This window comes from Luedemannella flava, from assembly GCF_039528515.1.
In the GTDB taxonomy this organism is placed as follows: Bacteria; Actinomycetota; Actinomycetes; order Mycobacteriales; family Micromonosporaceae; genus Luedemannella; species Luedemannella flava.
The window spans coordinates 87293-103125 of the sequence record NZ_BAAALT010000003.1; the positions used below are offsets into that span (position 1 = coordinate 87293).

The 15833-nt window shown below is 71.0% G+C and carries 13 protein-coding genes and 1 pseudogene; 6 read left to right on the forward strand and 8 right to left on the reverse strand.

Annotated features, from left to right (window positions below; genetic code table 11):
• Positions 1 to 9: 9 nt before the first annotated feature.
• From ABD211_RS00830 to ABD211_RS00855, 6 genes are all read right to left on the reverse strand, one after another.
• The gene (locus ABD211_RS00830; RefSeq protein WP_344125098.1) at positions 10 to 711 is read right to left on the reverse strand and encodes a class E sortase; all 702 of its coding nucleotides are present in this window, start codon (positions 709 to 711) and stop codon (positions 10 to 12) included.
• An 11-nt stretch (positions 712 to 722) separates the two neighbouring features.
• Positions 723 to 1064, reverse strand: a complete 342-nt coding sequence (locus tag ABD211_RS00835; RefSeq protein ID WP_344125100.1) for a nuclear transport factor 2-like protein — start codon at positions 1062 to 1064, stop codon at positions 723 to 725.
• 136 nt (positions 1065 to 1200) lie between these two features.
• Entirely contained in the window at positions 1201 to 2994 is a 1794-nt protein-coding gene (locus ABD211_RS00840) for a DUF2334 domain-containing protein (protein ID WP_344125103.1), read from the reverse strand.
• Positions 2994 to 4187 carry a non-hydrolyzing UDP-N-acetylglucosamine 2-epimerase gene (wecB, locus tag ABD211_RS00845; protein WP_344125105.1) on the reverse strand — a complete coding sequence of 398 codons (1194 nt, stop codon included), beginning with the start codon at positions 4185 to 4187 and terminating at the stop codon, positions 2994 to 2996. The genes ABD211_RS00840 and wecB overlap by 1 nt, the downstream gene beginning before the upstream one ends.
• Before the next feature lie 73 nt (positions 4188 to 4260).
• Positions 4261 to 5562: a glycosyltransferase gene (locus ABD211_RS00850; protein ID WP_344125107.1), complete on the reverse strand. Its 1302-nt coding sequence runs from the start codon at positions 5560 to 5562 to the stop codon at positions 4261 to 4263.
• Between the two features lie 25 nt (positions 5563 to 5587).
• Positions 5588 to 5749, reverse strand: a complete 162-nt coding sequence (locus ABD211_RS00855) for an LPXTG cell wall anchor domain-containing protein (protein WP_344125109.1) — start codon at positions 5747 to 5749, stop codon at positions 5588 to 5590.
• A 464-nt stretch (positions 5750 to 6213) separates the two neighbouring features.
• Between ABD211_RS00855 and ABD211_RS00860 the strand changes: the two genes are divergently transcribed.
• The 4 genes from ABD211_RS00860 (at position 6214) to ABD211_RS00875 (ending at position 11972) form a co-directional block, all read left to right on the forward strand.
• The gene (locus tag ABD211_RS00860; RefSeq protein ID WP_344125111.1) at positions 6214 to 8757 is read left to right on the forward strand and encodes a phage tail protein; all 2544 of its coding nucleotides are present in this window, start codon (positions 6214 to 6216) and stop codon (positions 8755 to 8757) included.
• Positions 8758 to 8837: 80 nt separating this feature from the next.
• Positions 8838 to 9896 carry a GDP-mannose 4,6-dehydratase gene (gene gmd, locus ABD211_RS00865; protein ID WP_344125113.1) on the forward strand — a complete coding sequence of 353 codons (1059 nt, stop codon included), beginning with the start codon at positions 8838 to 8840 and terminating at the stop codon, positions 9894 to 9896.
• Positions 9893 to 11065, forward strand: coding sequence for a DegT/DnrJ/EryC1/StrS family aminotransferase (locus tag ABD211_RS00870; protein WP_344125115.1), 1173 nt, complete (start codon positions 9893 to 9895; stop codon positions 11063 to 11065). The genes gmd and ABD211_RS00870 overlap by 4 nt, the downstream gene beginning before the upstream one ends.
• Positions 11058 to 11972: a GDP-L-fucose synthase family protein gene (locus tag ABD211_RS00875; RefSeq protein ID WP_344125117.1), complete on the forward strand. Its 915-nt coding sequence runs from the start codon at positions 11058 to 11060 to the stop codon at positions 11970 to 11972. The genes ABD211_RS00870 and ABD211_RS00875 overlap by 8 nt, the downstream gene beginning before the upstream one ends.
• 3 nt (positions 11973 to 11975) lie before the next feature.
• Here ABD211_RS00875 and ABD211_RS00880 read toward each other — a convergent pair whose 3' ends face one another.
• Together ABD211_RS00880 and ABD211_RS00885 are read right to left on the reverse strand one after the other, a co-directional pair.
• A complete protein-coding gene (locus tag ABD211_RS00880; protein ID WP_344125119.1) occupies positions 11976 to 12728 on the reverse strand; it encodes a hypothetical protein in 753 nt (250 codons plus the stop codon).
• A 61-nt stretch (positions 12729 to 12789) separates the two neighbouring features.
• Positions 12790 to 14460, reverse strand: a complete 1671-nt coding sequence (locus ABD211_RS00885; RefSeq protein WP_344125121.1) for a glycosyltransferase family 2 protein — start codon at positions 14458 to 14460, stop codon at positions 12790 to 12792.
• Between the two features lie 257 nt (positions 14461 to 14717).
• On the opposite strand from ABD211_RS00885, the gene ABD211_RS00890 reads away from it, so the two are divergent.
• On the forward strand, positions 14718 to 15170 hold the full coding sequence (locus ABD211_RS00890) for a ribosomal protein L7/L12 (RefSeq protein ID WP_344125123.1): 453 nt from the start codon (positions 14718 to 14720) through the stop codon (positions 15168 to 15170).
• 256 nt (positions 15171 to 15426) lie between these two features.
• Positions 15427 to 15765, forward strand: a pseudogene (locus ABD211_RS00895) (cellulose binding domain-containing protein); the annotation flags it as partial.
• Between the last annotated feature and the right edge of the window lie 68 nt (positions 15766 to 15833).

The window sequence follows — 15833 nt, forward strand, 5'->3', positions numbered from 1 at the left end:
CCGGGCGGCTCAGCGCGGGGCGACGGAGTCCAGGATGGCGTGCACGACCAGGCGCTGGTAGTTGTCCCACTTGGGGTTGCAGGTGGTCAGCGTGAGCCAGCGGTCCCGGGGCTCCGCCCCGGCGTGCCCCGGCACGGGTGCCACGACGTCGACCGCGGTCGGCGCGACGACGCGCTGCTCGGTGACGAGGTAGGTGAACGTCCGGGTACGGGTCTCGACGATGATCGGGTCGCCTGGCCGGAGCCGGTCGAGGTCCCAGAAGACGGACGGCATCCGGTGGCCGGCGACGGCGAAGTTGCCGAGCTCACCGGGCATCGCGGAGGTCGGGTAGTGGCCCGGGCCGTAGCGCAGGTTGTCGGGGGAGACCCCTTGGACGACCACCCAGTCCTTACGCAGGCCGGGGATGCGCAGCCGGGCGACCGCCCTGCCGTTCGCGGGCGGCGCGCCGTAGGTGGCGGGGGCGGGCGCGGCCGAGGCCGAGGCCGGGCCCGACGCGGGCACCGGTGCGGGGGTGGTCGGCGCCACGACGACCGGCTCGTCCCACAACTGGGCGAGCTGCCGGTCGAGGTCGCGTTGGTGGGCGCTGACCGCGAGGCCGGTGCCCCAGATCTCGTACGCCGCGAACAGGACGAACACCGCGCCGAAGGTCAGGATGATCTCGCCGAGGGTGGCCCGTAGCCGGGCCGCGGGCCCGGGCCTCTGGTTGGTCATGCGGCGGCCGGTCAGTCGAGGACGCCCGGGAGCAGCCGGCGCAGCGCGGTCACGTCGTACACCTGGCGGATCTCCCTGATGCGGCCGTCGGCGACGGCGAGGAACTCGATGGTCCGGACGGTCCCGCCGGGGGCCGTGCAGTCGTAGACGAGCGCGGCCCTGTCGGCGGTGTAGGTCTCCCCGGTGAGCCGGACCGCGGTGCTCGCGGCCGCGAGCCGGGTGAGGGCGTCGACCAGGGTCGGTACGTCGGCCGGAAGGGCGAGGTTCCACTCGACCGTGGCCCCGGGCCCGATGAGGTCGAGCGCCCGGGCGCGGTCGCCGTGCGTCCACGCCTCGACATATCCGTGTGCCACGCCCTTGGTGGCCGACTCGTCGGCGATGCGACCGACCTCCTCGCCCGTACCGGGAGAGTTGATCTTAGCATGGTTTGGGTGGTTACGCGTGCCCCGGACCCATTCTTGCGGAATGGGTCCGGGGCACGCGCCACGCTCAGTTGGCCAGGACGGACTGGCCGGAGACGAACGTGTACCCCTGGCTCTTCAGCCCACTGACGATCTGGCTGAGGTACGACGTGCCCAGGAACGGGTGGTAGAAGAAGCTCGCCACGCCGTCACGGACGACCAGGTTGCGCTTGGCCGACGCGAGGATGTCGGCCGGCAACCGCGGCGGGTGGGTGTTGTACCACTCGGGCTCCACGTTGCCGATGTTCTCCGGGATCACGTTCGAGCCGTACACGTCGCGGACGGAGTACGGGAAGAACTGACCCAGCGGCCGGGTGTAGTCGACCGCGCCGCCCTTGAGCACGCCGGGGAAGTAGAGGCCCCGGTCGTAGCGCGTGCCGACCAGCGAGGTCACCGTCCGGTAGTCGGTGGCGCTGCCGGCGTAGTGCGGGAACTCGAAGATGGTCGGCACGCTCAGTCCGGCCCGGGTGAACGCGGTCGCCGAGGCCTGGATGCGGCCGGCGGCCCAGCTGGTCGAGTCCTCGGCCACCGGACCGTCGTAGATCACGCGGTCGTTCTCGTCGACGTGCGCCCGGTAGAACTCGAAGTCGTTCGCGCTGACCCCGTCGTACGGGTTGGCCACGTTGCCGTACTGGTGGGTGTAGCCGTGCATGAGCAGCGTGCCGCCGCGCGACTGCATGTGCTTGAGCGCGCTGACCACCTTCGGCTTGTCGGCGAGCGTGTAGTCGCGGTCCCGCAGCGCCGTGCTGATCACGCCGTTCGGGTCGCGGTAGCGGGGGTAGACCGCCACCGAGAACGGCACCTTCTGGGCGTACAGGTAGTCGGCGATGGCCTTGAGCTCGGCCGGGTCGGAGTCCGGCCCGACGTCCTCGATCCGGACGAGGGCGCGGTGCCGGTTCAGGCCCGCCTGGCTCGCCGAGCCGACCGCGTCGAACAGGATGTCCGAGAACGCGATGTACCGGTCGTCGTGGGTCACGTACGAGAACGGGATCTCGCCGACGTACGTGAAGTTGCCCGACCGGACGGCCCACGGGAACGTCGTCCCGTCGGGGCGGTACGCCGTGGCGAGCACCGTGGCGCGCGCCGGGTCGTAGATGACCTGGTCCATGATCCCGGACCCGTTGATCGTGTCGCGGGTCAGGCTCGTGCCCTTGTAGTCGACCCGGGACACCGTGGCGAAGTCGAACTGCTTCCAGATGAAGCCGCGGTTGGCCACGAAGTTCGGGTCGCTGGCCGTGAGCTGCCAGATGTTGTCGTACATCCACGTCACGGGGATCGTGGTCGTGGTGACGTCGGCGAGGAACGCGGCCGGCAGCGGCTCGTCGTAGGTCGAGCCGATGTACACCACCGACGTGTAGGCGTCCAGCTCGCCGGCGGTGTAGCCCGACACCGGGTGCGCGGACCAGGCGTTGAAGTGCGACACCAGGTTCGCGGTCTGCTCGGCGTAGACCTCGCCGAGCCAGCCCCAGTCGCCGGTGTTGTCGAACAGGATCAGCGTCCGGCCACGACTGTTCGAGCCGGGCGCGCCATTGCCCGTGGTGACACCGGCCGCCGCCGCCTTCGGCGCGGTGACCGTCGACGTGACGACCCGCTCCAGGGGACGGGTGCGCTTGGGCCGCTGCGGCGCCGGCAGCTGGTCGTCGGAGCGTTCGATCTTGGACTTCGCGCCGTGGTGGAACGCACCGGCGTGGCCACGGTCGACCGCCGACGCCGGCGAGACGTTCATGGCCAGCGCGGCCGCGAGCGTGGCCACCGACGCCACGGCCACCGTCGCCCGGCGGGCCAGGCGCCGGTGCCGGCTGGTCGTGAATGGGGAGCGCATCAGACTGCCGTCCTCAGGGAAGCGCCGTTGACGGTCGGTCCGACCGGCGGCATGGGTTCGGGTCGGTCCGCGAGCCCGAGCAGGGCGGCGACCGCCTGCTCGGTGCGGCCAGCGGCGAGTCCGTCGCCGTACGGGTTCCCGGACGCGGTCATCGCGTCGCGGGCCGCCGGGTCGTCGAGCAGTCTGCTCGCCTCGGCGATGATCAGGTCGGTGTCCGTACCGACGAGCCGGGCGCAGCCGGCGTGCAGCGACTCGACCCGTTCGGTCACGTCGCGCAGGACGAGCGCGGGCACGCCGAACGACGGCGCCTCCTCCTGGATGCCGCCCGAGTCGGTCAGCACCAGGTACGCCTCGGACAGCAGCCGGGACAGCGACGTGTAGGGCACCGGATCGGTGACCGTGACGCGCTCCACGCCGGCCAGACCCGCGTCCACCTGCTGGCGTACGGCCGGGTTCGGGTGGCTGGGCAGCACCACGTGGATGTCGGGGTAGCGCTCGATCAGCTGGCGCACGGCGGCCAGCACCCGGTCCAGCGGCTCGCCCCACGACTCGCGCCGGTGGGCGGTGACGAGCACGAGCCGCTCGTCGCGGGCCATCGCCTCCGCGATGCGCTCGTCCTCGTACGGCATCCGCTTCGCCGCGACCATCAAGGTCGCGTCTACCACGGTGTTGCCGACAACCGTGACCTTGTCCGCGGCGATGCCCTCGTCGAGCAGGTTCATCGCGGCGAGCGCCGTCGGCGCCAGGTGCACGTTCGTCACCTGGGCGATGAGGCGACGGTTCGCCTCCTCGGGGAACGGCGAGTCCAGGTCCCCCGAGCGCAGCCCCGCCTCCAGGTGCACGACCGGGATCCGCTGCCAGAACGCGGCGAGCGCGCCGGCCAGCGCGGTTGTCGTGTCGCCCTGCACCACGACGGCCGCGGGCCGGTTGTGCAGGAAGAGCTGGTCCAGGGCGCCGACCAGGCCGTTCATCAGCTCGGGCTGGCTTCCCGTGTGGCGTTCGATCTCCAGCGTCACGTCGGCGGTGAGGTCGAACGCTTCGAGCGCCTGGGTGACCATGGTCGGGTGCTGTCCGCTGGCGACGATGACCGCACGCAGCCGGCCGGCCGCGCGCATCGCCACGGCGACGGGTGCGAGCTTCACGGCCTCCGGACGCGTACCGGCGATGAGGAAGACGGGGGGCGGATGTTGCATGGCGGAGCCTCGGTTCTCTGTACGTCGCTTCCGTGCGTAAGGAGATCCATGTGGGTAGTGCGGGGGACAGGGCTCAGACCGGGAGCGGCTCCTCGACGAGTCGTTCGGTCTTGGCCCAGGTCTGCTTGCGGCTGATCTGGCGGCCGATGGCACGGACGGTGGCGATCAACCCGAAGACCAGGAAGATCGGATAGACGACGGCGGCCAGGAGCATGCGACCCAACCGCTCGTCGCGCAGCTGCATGCGGTGGGCCACGGCCCACACCATGCCGGGGGACACGGTCGCGCCGGCCCACAGGCCGAGCGCCGCGAGCAGCGCCGGCCAGTCCTCGACGTAGTGCGCGGGCTGCCCGCCCGGCAGGAGCGCCACGGCCCCGTACCCGAAGACGCCGATGACCGCCGCCGCGCCGATCGCGTTGATCCACGGCGCGAGCAGGTAGTACAGCATCTCGATCATGGCCGTGTTGCCGACCCTGCGGGACGCGATGAGCCGTGGCACGTACGACACGCACTGCAGGTTGCCCTGCGCCCACCGGGTGCGCTGACGCAACAGGCGTCGGGGATCCACGACGCCCTGCTGCGTGACGACCGACCGGGGCAGGAACCGTATGCCGACGCCGGCCAGGTGCAGGCGTAGGCCCAGCTCCAGGTCCTCGACCAGGCAGCGCGACCACGGCGCGTCGCCGAGCCCGATGAGCGACGACAGCCGCGCGAACTGACCGTTACCGCCCAGGCCCACGCTGCCGACGGCGTTGCGTAGCACCTGGGCGGCGCTCACGATGCTGCCGAACTCCAGGTCCTGGACAGCACCCAGGATCCGGTCCCGGTTGTGGATGCGTACCCGGCTCTGCACCGCCCCGACCTGCGGGTCGCGCAGCGCGCGGCACACCTCCAGCAACATGTTCGCGCTGCCCCGGCCGTCGCCGTCGATCACACCGATGACGACGTCGGCCGGGTCCAGCCGCTCGTGGCGCGACCAGTCCCGGATGGCCCGGTACGCGGCGTTGAGCGCCTCGCCCTTGCCCTGCCGGGCGTCGGGCGCGACCCGTCGCAGGACGAACAGGTTCGGGTGGTTCATGGCGGCGAGGACGGCGGCGGTGCCGTCGTCGGAGCCGTCATCCACCACCAGTACGCGCGAGATCGCCCCCACGGGTGGGGCGAGGTCCAACGCGGCGGCGACCGTACGTCCGACCACGCGCTCCTCGTTGAGGCAGGGGACGACGATCCAGTAGTGGCGGGGACCGACAGTAGCCTTGTCGTCACGCTCCGCCGCGCGCCGTGCGCGGCGGGCCTCCCATACCGACATCACGAGGATGATGAGGTGGTAGAGCGGCCACAGGACCAGGATCGCGAGGCCGATGTCGACGAGACTCATGTCTTATTCCCCGGAGTTCGTCCGGTCAGGAACCCTGACGGCGCAGTCGGCCCGACCGCATCAGGAGGAGACCGGCGATGAGCATGGCGCAACCGGCGATCGCGATAGCGAGCGTCGGGCTGCCCGTGATGGGGAGCGTGGGCGCGGTCGCGGCGCCGGTGGCCCCGACAACCTTGGTGGTCGACATGATCCCGTCCTTTCGATGCATGCATGCATGGCCACGGATATAAGGGAAAGTGGACCTTTTCACCGTGGGTCGCAGGGACGCTACGGGTCAGCTGAGCGTTTTTCTAAGCGAGTTACCTGGTCAGGGGCCATGACTGTCCGTTCGGATGAGTCCGAAACGGCGCGCACGGGCGGCGACGGCGACAGTCGGCGACTTCAGGGCCGCCATCGGGCATATCCGGGCGTACCTGTTGAAGTCAGAGTTACCTCAGGTGACAGAGTTGCGCGCGCTACCGCGCGCGAAAACGGGTCGGCCCATCGGTCGACATCGCTGACTGGCGGCTACGGCCGGGCCTCGGGCCGTGCGCCACCGGCTGTCGAGCGCGACATCATGACCAGTCCTTATGATCGGTCCTTGAGGTGGCGGGGCTCAGGTGAGGGTTCCCCGGTGCCGATGGGGCCGGGGTGAGATGTCAGGCGCGCGTTGTGGCAGTGGCCCTCGCGGCGGTCCTGGCGCTGCTCGGCGCCGCTCCGGCGCGCGCGGACGAGCCGACGGCGCCCGGGTACGCGGACTTCGCGGCGGCCGGCGAGCACACCGTCGCCGTCGTGCCCGTCTACTGGACCGGGCCCGACGCGCAGACGACCACGAGCCTGCGCTCGCTCGCCCGGCAGATGGGCGACTACTGGAGCGAGCAGACCAACGGGGCGATCACCATCCCGGACGCCCGCATCACGGTCCACGACTGGACGCCGATCGCCGACCCGGGCGGGTGCCACAAGGAGGACATCTTCTACGCGGCCCGGGACGCGGTGAACGAGCACGCCGGCTCGTACCACAAGCATGTGATCGTCTATTTCCCGGCGACGGCCTACTGCCCCTGGGAGGGTACGGCGTCGGTCGGGGACGAGGGCAACATCTTCGACGGCACGTACGGCTGGATGTGGATCAACGGCTACACCGCCGGGGACGTCTGGGCGCGCGAGTTCGGACACAACCTGAGCCTCGGGAACGCGCGCGGCGCCAAGTGCCGCACCGCCGCGGGCGTCCAGGTGCCGCTGAGCGACCTCTGCGAGACGCGCGACTACCAGGACCACGACCTGATGGGGGCGGCCCGCGGGCACGACGCGTTCACCCTCAACACGGCGTTGGCCGACCGGATCGGCCTGCTCGCCCCCGGCGCGGTGGACACGGCGCGCGCGGGTGCCTCGTACACGCTCGCGCCGGTGAGCTCGCACGCCGGGCTGCGGGCGGTCACGGTCGCGCTGGCCGACTCCATCCTCTACATCGAGTACCGGCCGCGGGTGGGCCGCGACGCGGCGATGCCCCCCGGTTGGGCCGGCGTCCAGGTGCGGCAGCGCGACACCTGGGGCTACTTCTCGCGGGTACTGGCCATGAACCCGGACGGCGGCGACGGCCTGCTGGCCAACGTCGCCGCACGCGTGGGCGTCGGATGGCGCATCCCCGGCACGTTCCTGACGCTGGTCGTGGACGGCACCGACGCCACAGGCGCCCGGATCCGGTTCGCGACCCAGCCGGACAGCACCCCGCCGCCGGAGCCGCAGGCGCCGACGGTCGCGGGCACGGCGACCGTCTCGGGCGCCGCGGCGCGCGACGGGATCGTCGGCGGGGACCTGTACGCCAGTTGGCCCGCCCTCGTCGACCCGGACTCCGGCATCGCCTCGTTCCACGTGTACGTCGACGACGACCTTGTCGGGACCGTCCCCGGCACCACGTTCGGGTCGTACCTGCCGACGCCGTCCGCCGGGGTCCACCGGGTCCGCGTCGACGCGACCAACAACGCCGGCCTGACCTCCAGCAGCGCGGAGTCGTCCTTCCACGTCGAGCCGGCGCCGTCGGCGCCGGCCGCCCCGGCCGTCACCGCGACGTCCCAGGGGTGGCACCTCGGCGGCGACCTGACCCTGGACTGGGCGGCGGTGCCCGACGCGGACGTCACCGGGTACGAGATCGTGGTGGACGCGACGCCCGTCGACGTCGTCGGCGCCGACACCACCCACTACCGGTTGGGCATTCTGGAGTCGGGGTACCACAGCGTGCGGGTGGTCGCGGTCAACGCTCTCGGCCTCGGCTCGACGAGCGCCATGGCCGACTTCTGGTTCGACGCGACGGCCGCGCCGGCGCCGGCCGCGCCGAGCGTCACCGCCGCCGCGCAGTACCAGGGGATCCTGCGCGGCACGCTACGGGTCAACTGGCCGTTCGTGATCGACAACGAGTCCGGGACCGCGTCGTACCGCGTGTTCCTGGACGACGTCCCGGTCGCGAGCGCGCTCAACGCGGGCCACCCGGTGTCGGTGAGCGCGCCACGGACTGGCGTCCACCGGGTGCGCGTCGACGCGGTCAACGGCGCCGGGCTGACCAGCGCCGGCGCGACCACGACGATCCGGGTGGACAACAGTGGACCGGCGCTCGCGCCGCCGACCATCGCCCTGCGGCCGGGCGCGGCCGCCGGCGGCACCCCGGTGACGATCACGGCCGCCGCCGTCGACGCCGACGCCGGCGTCTGTTCGGTCGGCACCACTGTGGACGGCCGCCTGGTCGGCACCACGTCGCGGGTGAACACCACCCTTCCCGCCAGCGGCAGGGCCACGGTGCGCGTCACCGCGACCGACTGCCTGGGCAACGTCACCACGGTCACGAGGGACGTCACCACGGCCACCGTGGCGGAGACGGCGGCGCGGTACTCGAGCGGTTGGAGCACGCGGGAGGCCAGCGCGTACGCCGGCCGCGCCGAGCGGTTCACCCGGCGCACCGGCGCGACGGCGACGTACACGTTCACCGGCTCGCAGGTCGCGTGGACCGGGTCCCGCGCGGCGACCACCGGCGCCGTGACGGTCTATCTCGACGGCCGGCGTGTGGCGACCGTCGACACGCGCGGCCGCGCCGCGAGCCGCCAGGTCATCTGGGCCACCAGCACCGCGTACGGCACGCACACCGTGAAGATCGTGGCCAAGGGGACGGCCGGCCGCCCGACCGTCGCCCTGGACGGCTTCATCACCGTGCGTACTCCGTAATTTGTAGCTATTTGCCGGTAACAGGCCGCTCGCTGTGCTTCGATCGGTATATCCGGCTCGTCGGCTGGCGGGAGGCGGCTGTGCAGACCTCGAAGACAGCCTTGATCACCGGCATCACCGGCCAGGACGGCTCCTACCTGACCGAGTTGCTGATCAACAAGGGATACATCGTCCACGGGATCGTCCGCCGGTCGTCGTCGTTCAACACCGGGCGGATCGACCACCTGTTCCAGGATCCGCACGACGAGGACCGCCGGCTGATCCTGCACTACGGCGACCTCACGGACGGCAGCAACGTCGCGCGCCTACTGGAGGGCATCCAGCCGGATGAGATCTACAACCTGGCGGCGCAGAGTCACGTGCGGGTGAGCTTCGACATCCCCGAGTACACCGCCGACGTCACCGGGCTGGGCACGCTGCGCATCCTGGAGGCCATCCGGGAGTCCGGCGTCCGGTCGCGGTTCTACCAGGCCTCGTCGTCCGAGCTGTTCGGCCTGGTCCAGGAGGTGCCGCAGACCGAGACCACCCCGTTCTACCCGCGTTCGCCGTACGCGGTGGCCAAACTCTTCGCGTACTGGATCACCAAGAACTACCGGGAGAGCTACGGCCTCTACGCCTGCAACGGGATCCTGTTCAACCACGAGTCGCCCCGCCGCGGCGCGACATTCGTCACCCGCAAGATCACACGCGGGCTCGCCCGGGTCCGGCTCGGCATCGACCCGGCGCTCTACCTCGGCAACCTCGAGGCCAAGCGCGACTGGGGCTACGCCAAGGACTACGTCGAGGGCATGTGGCTGATGCTCCAACAGGACGAGGCCGAGGACTTCGTACTCGCGACCAACGAGACCCACACGGTGCGCGAGTTCGTGGAGCGGACCGCGGCCACGCTCGACATGGACCTGGGGTGGCAGGGCGAGGGCGTCGAAGAGACCGGCGTCGACCGGCGCACCGGCAAGGCGATCATCCACATCGACCCCCGGTACTTCCGCCCCGCCGAGGTGGACCTGCTGATCGGCGACTACAGCCGGGCGCGGACCCGGCTCGGCTGGAAACCGACCGTGACCTTCGCCGAACTCGTCCGGATCATGGCCGAGTCCGACCTGGCCCGGGAGTCCGTGCTGGCGGGTGTCACGCGGTGATCAAGCTGGTGAAGTCGAGCTTCCACGAGGAGGCTCGCACCAAGGCGGCCCTCGCGGAGTTCATCCTGAACTCCGACGTGCTCAGCATGAGCGAGCAGTGCCGCCGCTTCGAGGCCGGTTTCGCGGCCAGGCAGGGCCGCCGGTTCGCCGTCTTCGTGGACAACGGCAGTGTGGCCAACCTGCTGCTCATCCAGGCGATGCTGAACGCGGACCGGTTCCGGCCGGGCGGGAAGATCGGCTTCTCCGCGCTGACCTGGCCCACCAACGTCATGCCGCTCATCCAGCTGGGGCTCACGCCGGTGCCGCTGGACTGTGAGCTGGCCACGCTGAATGTCTCCCCGCGCGGCCTGGCGCCGGTGCTCAACGACCTGTCGGGCCTGTTCCTCACCAACGTGCTCGGGTTCTGCGACGACCTGCCCCGCATCCGCGACGACTGCGCCGCCGCCGGGGTGACGCTGCTCGAGGACAACTGCGAGTCGCTCGGTTCGGTCGTCGACGGCCGCCTGCTCGGCAACTTCGGGCTGGCCGCCACGTTCTCGTTCTTCGTCGGGCACCACATGTCCACGATCGAGGGTGGCATGGTCGTCACCGACGACGAGGAGCTGTACGAGCACCTGCTCATCGGCCGGACCCACGGCTGGGACCGCAACCTCGACGCGTCGGCCGCCGCGCGGCTGCGCGCCGGGCACGGTGTCGACGACTTCTACGCCCGGTACACCTTCTACGAGCTGGCGTCCAACTTCCGGCCGACCGAGATCGCCGGTTTTCTCGGCAACACCCAGCTGCCGTACTGGGATGAGATCGTCACGCGGCGGGCCGACAACTTCGCCCGGTTCGCCGCGGCGCTCGCGGACAACGACGAGGTGCACCGGCTGGACGTCGGGCACATGGACCTCGTGTCGAACTTCGCGATGCCCGTGGTCTGCCGCGACCCCGGCCTCGCCGGGCGCTACCGGGCGCGGTTCGACGGGGCGGGGGTGGAGATCCGGCCGGTGATCGCGGGCAACGTGACCCGGCAGCCGTTCTACCGGCGGCACGTGTCGCAGCCCGCCGCGTGCCCGAACGCCGACCTGGTCCACGAGAACGGCTTCTACTTCGGCAACAACCCCGAGCTGACCGACGACGAGCTGACCCTGCTGTGCGCGCAGCTGCGCAAGCCGCATGGCTAGCGTCTACGTCGCCGGCCACCAGGGCCTGCTCGGCTCGGCCGTGGTCCGGCGCCTGCGTCGCGACGGGCACGCCGACCTGGTGCTGCACCCCCATACCGAGCTCGACCTGCGCGACCAGCGGGCGGTGCGGGAGATGTTCGCCCGCGACCGCCCCCGGGTCGTGGTGGACTGCGCGGCCCGCGTCGGCGGGATAGGCCTGCGCCGCGACCACCCCACCGAGTTCCTGCTGGACAACCTGGAGATCCAGAACAACCTCATCCGCGCCGCCGTCGACGCGCGCGTGGCCGCCTTCGTGTTCATCAGCAGCGCCAGCGTCTACCCGGCCGACTGCCCGCAGCCCATGCGCGAGGAGCACCTGTTCACCGGGCCCTTCGAGGCGACCCAGGAGGCGTACGCCCTGGCCAAGGCCGCGGGAATGAAACTCTGCGAGTACGTGCGCACCGAGTACGACCTGTCGTTCGTCTCCTGCCTGCCCACCAACCTGTACGGCGAGCAGGACGAGCTCGACCCGGGCGGCGCCCACGTGATCCCGGCGCTGCTGCGCCGGATGCACGACGCGCGGCTCGCCGACGATCCGGCGGTCACGGTGTGGGGCAGCGGCGCGACCTGCCGGGACTTCCTGCACGTCGACGACGCCGCCGATGCGGTCGTGTGGCTGCTGGGGCAGGAGCGCCCGCCGGCGGTGCTCAACATCGGCACCGGCCGGGAGGTGTCGGTGCGCGACCTGGCCGAGACGGTCCAGCGGGTCGTGGGCTACCCCGGGCGGCTCGTCTTCGACGCGAGCATGCCGGAGGGTCCGCGGCGGCGGCTGCTGGACGTGTCGCGCGCCCACGCGGCCGGCTGGCGGCACACCATCGAGCTGGAGGACGGCCTGCGCCGCCTGTACGACCGGTTCCTCGCCGCGTGAGTATCAGGCCCGAACGGTGCGCAGTGCCCGGACCCGTTCCGCGTCGCCGGTCATCCGCTCCGCGAGGTAGGTGTTGTAGGCGGTCTCGCCCGCCTGGTAGCTCACCGGGGAGTTGACCCGCCGGTAGCCCGCGTCGACGTCGGCCTTGCCCACCAGGGGATGCAGGTGCTCGATGATGACGTCGTCGAGGTAGCGCAGGCAGCCCGCCTTCCTGCCCAGGTCGGCCCAGAAGTTGTCGATGTAGAGGTGGGTCAGCGTCGGGGGAGCGACCCAGCCCAGTTCCCGCACGATGTCCGCGGTGATCGCGACCTGGGTGGGCAGGCGTTCACCCTGGATCAGGTCGTTGCCGTAGACGATGCCGGTGCCCAGGTCTCTTAGTGCGCGCACGAACCGGCTGTCCCAGCCGTGCGTACGCGGGCGGTTGTCATCGCCCATGAACCCGACCGCGAAGGCCCCGACGCCCTGCAGCGCCGCCACCCCGACCAGGTTCAGCGCCGCCACCATCGACCGCGACGGTGTCCGGAACACCCCGACCCGACGGTCGGCCAGGCCGGCCCAGTCGTCCGGTGTCGCCGCGTCGAGATCGACGAGCGGAACGTCCGCGCCGGCGGCGTACTCGGCGGCCGTCTCGTCGTTGTCGTCCACCGCGAGCGCCAGCAGCGTGTGGGCCGTACACGTCTCGGCGAAGGCGGCCGCGAGCGGCGCGGCGGTGGCGGGCCGTGCCCGGGTCGGGATCACGATGACGAGGTCGACCATGGCGGTACCTCCACTCGGACGATATCCCGCTACATGATATGCCCGTTTTTTCGTGTTAGTTCTAGGCCGGGGCCATCTCCACCGACGCGGCGACCCGCGGGGTGTACTCCCGCAGGCGGGCCAGTACCTCCTCGGACTCCGCGTCGGAGACATGTTCGATCGCCTGTGCGAACACGGCGCCCGCTGTCTCGTCGTCGTAGAACTCCATCGCCATCGCCGCCGCGATGACCCGCTGCGGCGCGGGGTTGCCCTCGTCGGCCGCCACGGTCAGCAGCGGACACGCGGCCGGCAGGCCGGCCGCCCGCACCCGCGCCGACCAGTTGAACCACTGGCCCACCGACAGCTCGCTACTGACCTTGGCGAGCACCGCGATGACGGCGTCGCGCGCCTCGGCCGCCGACCAGGTCGCCGCGAGCACCCGGTCGATCTCCCCGAGGTTGAGGGGCCGCTCGCCGGCGGACAGACTCTCGTTCAGGCGGATGGTGGCGTCGCCGAGCCTGTTCGCATCCAGCAGCGCGCTGATCTCCGCCCGGGGGCCCTGCAATCGGCTGGCGTTCACGCGGTCCTCGGCCGGGCTGTGCGGGGTCGACCGCAGGTTACGTCCGGCGGTACCCGCCGCGGCGTCCGCGATCCGCAGGCTCAGGCCGGGGAACAGGCCCTCGCACGGCACCGGTTCGCCGGTGATCCGGTCGACCATGACCTCGGACTCGGACCCGGTGAAGCGCCCGATCTCGGTCCGGAACAGCCGCGGCGCGGGTTGGCTCCCGACCCTCACCGCGAGCACGTTGCTCCTGGTGGCGAACATGAGCTGGCCGCGCATGGCCATCGGGTTGCCCTCGGCCACCTCGTCCGGTTCCAGCGCCAGGGTCCACTCGGCGGTGACGTGGGACAGCGCCTCGCTGCGGGCGGCGCCGAAGTCGCCGTCCCAGCCGCCCTCGACGACCACCGCGCCCGCCGCGCGGGCGATCTCCACCGTACGGTCGGTGGACCCGAGGTCGCGCACCACGATCTCGTCGACGAACGGTCGCACAGCGCTCAGGCAGTCCGCGAGGTGCGCCTCGTCGTCCCGGGTGAGCAGCACCGCGGAAAGGAACGCTCCCTCCGCCGAGGTCGCCGCCGGGCGCAGGGCGCAGTCCGTGCTCCGGTGCAGCACGAGCGCATTCCGCGCCAGTACGACGCGGCCGCGCGCGGCGAGCGCGGGGTACGGCAGCAGGTCGTGTACGGGTCCGCCGACCGCGGTCAGCGCGTCGCGCCGCACGGCCGCGCACACCGGGCCGAGCCGCCCGACGTCGGTCACGCCGTCGCCGTCCCAGTCGGCGGCGAAGCGCGCGGCGGCCGCCGGGTCCGTCGGCGACTCCACCCGCTGCGGGCCGAAGGTGCGCGTACAGGAGGGGCCGGCGGCGACCACGGTCGGGTCGTCCAGCGCCGTGACGAGCTCGGCCAGCCAGCCGGGCGACGGCGCGGTGTCGCCGTCGAGGAAGACAACGATCGGAAGGGTGGTCGCGGCGACGCCGGCGGACCAACATTCCTCGGGTGTATCGGAGGCCACCTCGATGACCCGCAGCCACTCCTGTCCCGCTGCCACGTCCAACAACGCCGTCCGGGTGGCGGGGACCACGCAGACCACCTCGTCCTGCGGGCCACAGTCGCGCCGCACGGCATCGAGGACATCGGGGAAGTCGCCGGTGGGGCCGCTGGCGAGCAGGACGAGGGAGACGGGAGCATGCGTCATACGGGGCTAATCGACCGCCCGCACCCGATCATGAAGGGTTAGATCCGGCTTTTGTAAAGATCGCCTAAATTTCCCTAACCTCCGGCGGCCGGGTCTGGCCGGGTGGACAATCTCCAACTGCCCATCGACCGCCTGCGCGGCGACAGGCTTCCGGACGACTGCGAGGCGCTTCTGGCCGCGGGAGACCTGCGGGGCATCGCCCCGTCCCCACTCGGGGGCGATGGTGCACGGTGGTTCTGGCGTTCTAGGGTCGGCCCATGCTCGATGCCGCCCCGCTCATCTGCGTCGCCGTGGTGGTCGTGGTCCTGATCGTCGGTTGGGTGCTGGGGCGCCGGCGGGCTGGTGCCCGGAGCGGCAACGACCTGGTCGCTGATCAGCTGGCCGCGCGGGCGGACCAGGCGCCGCCGGCCGACCTGGAACGGCGCCTGCGTGAGCTGCTCATTCAGCGCCAGAAGATCCAGGCCGTCAAGCTCCTCCGCGACCACACCGGCGCGAGCCTCACGGACGCGAGCGACGCGGTCGACCGGATGGACAACGGCCAACCCCTGTGGCTGCCCGACACCACGGCCACGCTCAACCTGCCGCAGGCCGATCTCGACCAGGTACGGGCGTTGAAGCGGCAGGGCAAGCTCATCGAGGCGATCAAGACGTACCGGCAACTGACCGGGTTGGGCCTCAAGGAGGCCAAGGATGCGGTCGACCTTCTCTGAGCATTGCGGACGGTGTCAATGTGACAATTTCCCACCTGGTTTTCCTCAGGTTCACCCAGGCAGATCAATAAATGTAAAGATAGCTTCTGGATTGTTGTCGACTTGGGAAGATTTTCCACCCTCAGTTCCATATCCGCCCTGGTGAGGGGTTGTCTGCCGACGTCGCTGGTGTTTCACTCTGCGCCTCGCTGAGCGACTGACGTCACACAGCAATTACCTCGCAAGGACGGGAGGAATACCCAGCATGAAAATTCGCATGACGCGTCGGCGCGCTGTCGCCGTAACGGTTGGGTCTGTTGTTATCGGGGGTGCGGCTGTCATTCCAGCCCTACCCGCCAGCGCTGCCGGCGCGTGCAGCGTCACGTACGCCATCACGAATCAGTGGTCCGGCGGGTTCCAGGGCGCCGTCACCTTGAAGAACACCGGCGACCCGTGGACCTCATGGACCCTGAAGTTCGCCTTCGCCAACGGCCAGACGGTCACCCAGGGCTGGGGCGGCACGTGGTCGCAGAGCGGCGCGAACGTCACGGTCTCCAACGTCTCGTACAACGGGTCGGTCGCCTCCGGCGGGTCCATCACGGACCTCGGCTTCACCGGCAACTGGGGCAGCGCCAACGCGGTGCCGACGGCGTTCTCCGTCAACGGCATCACGTGCGGCGGTAG

Coding starts and splice junctions, on each gene's coding strand:
- ABD211_RS00830 (WP_344125098.1), bottom strand. CDS start 711: ATGACCAACCAGAGGCCCGGGCCCGCGGCCCGGCTACGGGCCACCCTC.
- ABD211_RS00840 (WP_344125103.1), bottom strand. CDS start 2,994: ATGCGCTCCCCATTCACGACCAGCCGGCACCGGCGCCTGGCCCGCCGG.
- wecB (WP_344125105.1), bottom strand. CDS start 4,187: ATGCAACATCCGCCCCCCGTCTTCCTCATCGCCGGTACGCGTCCGGAG.
- ABD211_RS00850 (WP_344125107.1), bottom strand. CDS start 5,562: ATGAGTCTCGTCGACATCGGCCTCGCGATCCTGGTCCTGTGGCCGCTC.
- ABD211_RS00855 (WP_344125109.1), bottom strand. CDS start 5,749: ATGTCGACCACCAAGGTTGTCGGGGCCACCGGCGCCGCGACCGCGCCC.
- ABD211_RS00875 (WP_344125117.1), top strand. CDS start 11,058: ATGGCTAGCGTCTACGTCGCCGGCCACCAGGGCCTGCTCGGCTCGGCC.
- ABD211_RS00880 (WP_344125119.1), bottom strand. CDS start 12,728: ATGGTCGACCTCGTCATCGTGATCCCGACCCGGGCACGGCCCGCCACC.
- ABD211_RS00885 (WP_344125121.1), bottom strand. CDS start 14,460: ATGACGCATGCTCCCGTCTCCCTCGTCCTGCTCGCCAGCGGCCCCACC.
- ABD211_RS00890 (WP_344125123.1), top strand. CDS start 14,718: ATGCTCGATGCCGCCCCGCTCATCTGCGTCGCCGTGGTGGTCGTGGTC.